Raw genomic sequence first — 4,841 nt, forward strand, 5'->3', positions numbered from 1 at the left:
TGGCCAAAGTACCATTGGTTAAAGAACCAGTTCAGGTCTTTACCGGTTACTTCTTCAAAGGCCAGGCGCAGCTGATGCGCTTCCGTAGCTTTAAAGGCATTGGTTTTCAGGTACAGGTTCAGGGATTTAAAGAAGGCGTCATCCCCCACATAATTACGCAGCATGTTCAGGATCCGGCCGCCTTTCTGGTAGCTTACCGCGTCAAACATATCCTCTTTATCATGGTAGTGGAAACGTACCAGGTCACGGTCGCCGGCGTATTGGGAGAATTGTATATAGTTCTGGGCAGATTTATAATTGTGATCATCCGCCATATCTTTCCCGTATTTATGCTCAAACCACAGGTATTCGCTGTAGTCTGCAAAAGATTCGTTCAGCGTCAGGTTGCTCCAGGATTCGCAGGTAGCCAGGTCGCCAAACCATTGGTGGAACAGCTCGTGCGCAATTACGCTCTCGCCCTGTTTGTTATCATCCAGCAGCTCGCGGTTGTTCTTTTGCAGAAAATCGCCGTGCAGGGTGGCGGTAGTGTTTTCCATAGCACCGGATACATAATCCCTTACTACCACCTGTGAATACTTGGGCCAGGCATATTCATAACCCAGTACGGTAGAGTAAAAAGTGAGCATTTCCGGTGTATTGCCAAAAATACTTTTAGCATAGGGCTCATAGGCATGTTCTACATAATAGTTCACTTCTTTGCCGCGCCATTTATCTTTTACAACGGCAAAGTCGCCAATCGCCATCATAAACAGGTAAGGGGCGTGGGGCAGGTCCATTTTCCAGGTATCGGTACGGGTGCCGTCGGCATTGTTCTTCTGGCTGGCCAGTACGCCGTTGGAAAGGGTTACATATTTCTTATCCACGGTCATGCTGATCTCGTCCGTGGTTTTCTGGTTGTTCTTGTCAATGGTGGGGAACCATACAGAGGATGCTTCTGTTTCGCCCTGCGTCCATATCTGGATGGGTTTATTGGGCTCAGTACCATCGGGGTTAATGAAGTACAGGCCTTTGGCATCGTTGATGGCCGCGCTGCCCTTTACCTTCAGCTCATTAGGCTTGGCGGTATAGTCTATATATATAATATAAGAATCTGTGTTCTGGTAGGTTTTATCCAGCTTTATGCGCAGCTCCATTCCATCATAGTCATATTTAAGGGTGCTGTTCTTTCCGCCTTTTACCACGGCCACCTGCTTAATGTCCATGCCTTTGGCATCCAGCGTCAGGGAATCAGTAGGGTAGAAATGGGGTTTCAGGGTGATCCAGGCCTTTCCGTACATATATCGCTTGGCATAATCAAAGCGTACATCCAGCTTGGTATGTACCAGGTCATTGACCTTGGTGGCAGAAGCCCGGTATATCTTCAGTAAGGGATCATTCTGTTGGTCCTCCATGTTGCTTTGGGCTGTGGCAGGCGCATAGCAGGCCGCCCCGGCCATTCCTCCCAACAATACGCTCAGCAAAGTTTTCTTCAATAGATTCATGTAAAAACTGTTTTAAATCAAAAGTAGCAGGTCTGTTTATGGTAAAAGCCCAAATTTAAACAAATGGCCCAAATACGAGGCAAGTGGTTAAAATTCCTATTTTTGTCCGTAAGACAAGCAACTAATGATAAAGGCAACCGTTAATGGGCAATCACCTTTTACTATTCAAACAGGTAAGGAAATAAGCTGCAATGAGCAGATCGTGGACTGGTCTGCCATACAGGTGCCGGCAGGAAGCTATAGCATTATTATGGATGGGCATAGCTATACAGCGCAGGTGCTAAAGGTAGACAGGGACGCCAAAACCGTGACCCTGGAAATAGCACAGCAGGTATACGAGGTAAGTTTAGAAGAGCCCATAGACCAGCTGCTGGCCGCTATGGGCATTAAAGATGCCCTGGCCCATAAGGTAAACGATATTAAAGCGCCTATGCCAGGGCTGGTATTAAAAGTACTGGTGGAGCCGGGACAGGCCATCCGCAAAGGCGATCCGGTATTGGTGCTGGAAGCCATGAAAATGGAGAATGTATTCAAATCAGCAACAGATGCCGTTGTGAAGGCCATAAAGGTAAACCCCGGGGTAGCAGTCGAAAAAGGGGAGGTTTTAATAGTGCTGGAATAATATTTGCATAGCAGAAGAGCAATAACGCGTTTTTTAGCAATTTATATGATCCGATATTTTAAAAGAAGCATATATGTGCTGCTTTGCCTGTTGGCAGCAGGTCAGCTGTTTGCCCAGGAGCAGCAATATTTTTTATATATACAGAACGAGAAGCCACAGCCCTTTTATGTGAAGTATAATGGAAAAGTGCTCAGCTCATCGGACCGGGGCTACATTATAATAGCAGAATTGCCTGCCGGCACCACGCCCTTAACCGTTGGCTTCCCAAAAAATGAAGCGCCGGAACAGCAGTTCCAGGTAAAGCTGAGTAAAAACGACCAGGGATACCTGCTCAAACAAACCGACGAAAAGAATTTTGCCTTATACAACCTGCAAACATTTAGCGTAACCAAAGCCAATACCGCAGAGAAAGCGCCGGAACAGCCGGTAGCCGCTGCAGGAGGGGAATCGTCCGCAGGTTTTACAGATACCAATACCACAACTGCTGCCCCTGTAGCTACGGAAACACCGGCAGCAACAGGTGATACCACCGGCCAGGCTATGATGGCCGCCCTGAGAAAGGACCTGGATACGGCACTGGGTGGTAAGGCAGAAATTACCACTACCGGTAAAGCCGCGCCACCTAAAAAAGCCAATAACAAATTTGCTGAAACCCTGGATAAGGTAGTGCATGATGATCGTCCGGAAGAAATAGCCGTGGAGGCGCCGCCAGCAGCCGCACCCGCCGCCGCTGCAGCTACCGGCGCAGTGGTAGATGCCAGTGGCGTTGTATTAACGCCCGAACCTAAAAAGAACCGCCGTAAACGCAAGCAGGAAAGAGCCGCATTAACAGACGAAGAACAGGCCCTGTTAAAACAGGTGATGGATGATGAGCATAAAGCTGCCCAGGCAGATAGTGCTGCTACCGTTGATGTACCTGCAGCTGCGCCTGCAGAAATACCGGCTGCGCCGGCCAATACGGAGGCTGCCACACAACCGGCAGCTGCTTCAGAAACGCCGGTTACCGATACCGCAGCAGTGGTAAAAGACGAAGCCCCCAGGAAAGCCAGGAAGGGCAAAAAGAAAAAATCATCTGATCCGGAGTTCATAGAATTTATGGACGATAGCACCGGCCAGCGCAGCAGCGTACCGGCTACGGAAGCTGCTGCAGCACCAGCGGCCAAAGAAACCGCTGCCGATGTAGCGGCGCCCGCAGCAAATGCAGCAGCGCCGGCTATTACAGACGCTTCGGCCGTTACACTGGAAACACCCAAAGTATCTAAAAAGAAAAAGCGTAAGCTGGCTGAATTGGCGGATGCAGAAGAGCGCCCGAATAATATAGTAACAGACAGTGTTGATTATTCAGCCCCTGTGCGTAAGGAAAAAGCGGCCAAAGAGGAAGGCGTTAAAATGATCAACTCCGATTGCGCCAATACCATGGACGAAACCGCCTTCCGTAAGCTGCTGCGTAAGTTTGTATCAGCTAAGGATGATGATGGTATGATAACCACCTTCCAGCGTAATACCCGTGGTTATTGCCTGGAAACCGCCCAGGTTAAAAGACTGGCCCAATTGGTAGGTACAGATGAATACCGTTACAGGCTCCTGGATATGGCCTATCCTAAAGTGTATGATTCAGAAAAGTTCTCGGACCTGGGCAGCCTGCTGATCGACAATTATTACCAGAGCCGTTTTAAAGCTATGCTGCGTAAATGACCGGAGCTGTAACCCGCCGTTATTTCATAGACGTTTCCTATAAAGGCACTCAATACAGTGGTTTCCAGGTGCAGGAAAATGCGCTTACCGTACAATCTGTGCTGGATAAGGCGCTGAGCACATTGTTCCGCGCAGCGGTGGTTACCACAGGCTCCAGCCGTACGGATGCCGGTGTGCATGCCTTGCAAAACTTCCTGCACTTTGATACAGAGCTGCCCCTGCATCCGCAGTTCCTGTATAAGATCAATGCTATTTTACCGCCGGATATTGTGCTGAAGGCTATTCACGAAGTACCGCCGGAGGCCCATGCCCGCTTTGATGCGCTGGGCCGCTCCTACGAATATTATTTGTACAAGGAAAAGGATCCTTTCATGCGTGACCGCGGTTACTTTTTTCCTTATACGATGGATACCGGGCTGTTGCAGGAAGCTGCTGCTATTGTAAAAGAGTATTCGGACTTTACTACTTTCTCCAAGCGCAATACACAGGTAAGGACTTTTATTTGTAAGATCCATGAATCGTACTGGACCCTGCACGATAAACAGCTGGTATACAATGTGAGCGCCAACCGCTTTTTGCGGGGGATGGTGCGGGGCCTGGTAGGTACTATGCTGAGGGTAGGGCGGGGCAAGCTTAGCCTGCAGGAGTTCCATGATGTTATTGCCAGCAAGGACTGCACCCGTGCAGATTTTGCCGTGCCTCCGCAGGGCTTGTTCCTGGTAAAGGTTGCTTATCCGGAAGGGTTGTTGAAGTGATGTGCAGATATGCAAATATGCAGATGTGCAGATGCCCGTGCGGCAGTAGGCCCATCGGTACATTCAATCCATCTGCATATTTACCCATCTGCACATTCCAACACTCACCAGCACATCAGCAATTAGCACATCAGCACATTCAATCCATCTGCACATCTGCATATTTGCACATCTGCACATTTAACCCATCTGCACATTCCAACACTCACCAGCACATTGGCATATTAGCACATCAGCACATTCAATCCATCTGCACATCTGCATATTTGCACATCTGCACATTTAACC

Annotated in this window: 4 protein-coding genes; 3 read left to right on the forward strand and 1 reads right to left on the reverse strand. The window is 48.9% G+C overall.

What is annotated here, in order from left to right; translation table 11 throughout:
- On the reverse strand, positions 1-1,481 hold a 1,481-nt coding region (locus VIM87_RS01685), incomplete at its 3' end, for a M1 family metallopeptidase (RefSeq protein WP_331995295.1).
- A gap of 124 nt (positions 1,482-1,605) precedes the next feature.
- Here VIM87_RS01685 and VIM87_RS01690 point away from each other — a divergent pair.
- From VIM87_RS01690 to truA, 3 genes are read left to right on the forward strand one after another with little or no spacing between them, the layout of a single operon-like run.
- Positions 1,606-2,103, forward strand: coding sequence for a biotin/lipoyl-containing protein (locus VIM87_RS01690; protein WP_331995296.1), 498 nt, complete (start codon positions 1,606-1,608; stop codon positions 2,101-2,103).
- 45 nt (positions 2,104-2,148) lie between these two features.
- On the forward strand, positions 2,149-3,798 hold the full coding sequence (locus VIM87_RS01695) for a DUF4476 domain-containing protein (RefSeq protein WP_331995297.1): 1,650 nt from the start codon (positions 2,149-2,151) through the stop codon (positions 3,796-3,798).
- Positions 3,795-4,553, forward strand: a complete 759-nt coding sequence (truA, locus tag VIM87_RS01700; RefSeq protein ID WP_331995298.1) for a tRNA pseudouridine(38-40) synthase TruA — start codon at positions 3,795-3,797, stop codon at positions 4,551-4,553. Before VIM87_RS01695 ends, truA begins: the two co-directional genes overlap by 4 nt.
- The last annotated feature ends 288 nt before the right edge of the window (positions 4,554-4,841 follow it).

This window comes from Chitinophaga sp. (genome assembly GCF_036569125.1).
Classification (GTDB): Bacteria; Bacteroidota; Bacteroidia; order Chitinophagales; family Chitinophagaceae; genus Chitinophaga.

What these genes read in the sequence shown, in the direction of transcription:
- VIM87_RS01690 (WP_331995296.1), top strand. Translation starts at nt 1,606, where the DNA reads ATGATAAAGGCAACCGTTAATGGGCAATCACCTTTTACTATTCAAACA.
- VIM87_RS01695 (WP_331995297.1), top strand. Translation starts at nt 2,149, where the DNA reads ATGATCCGATATTTTAAAAGAAGCATATATGTGCTGCTTTGCCTGTTG.
- truA (WP_331995298.1), top strand. Translation starts at nt 3,795, where the DNA reads ATGACCGGAGCTGTAACCCGCCGTTATTTCATAGACGTTTCCTATAAA.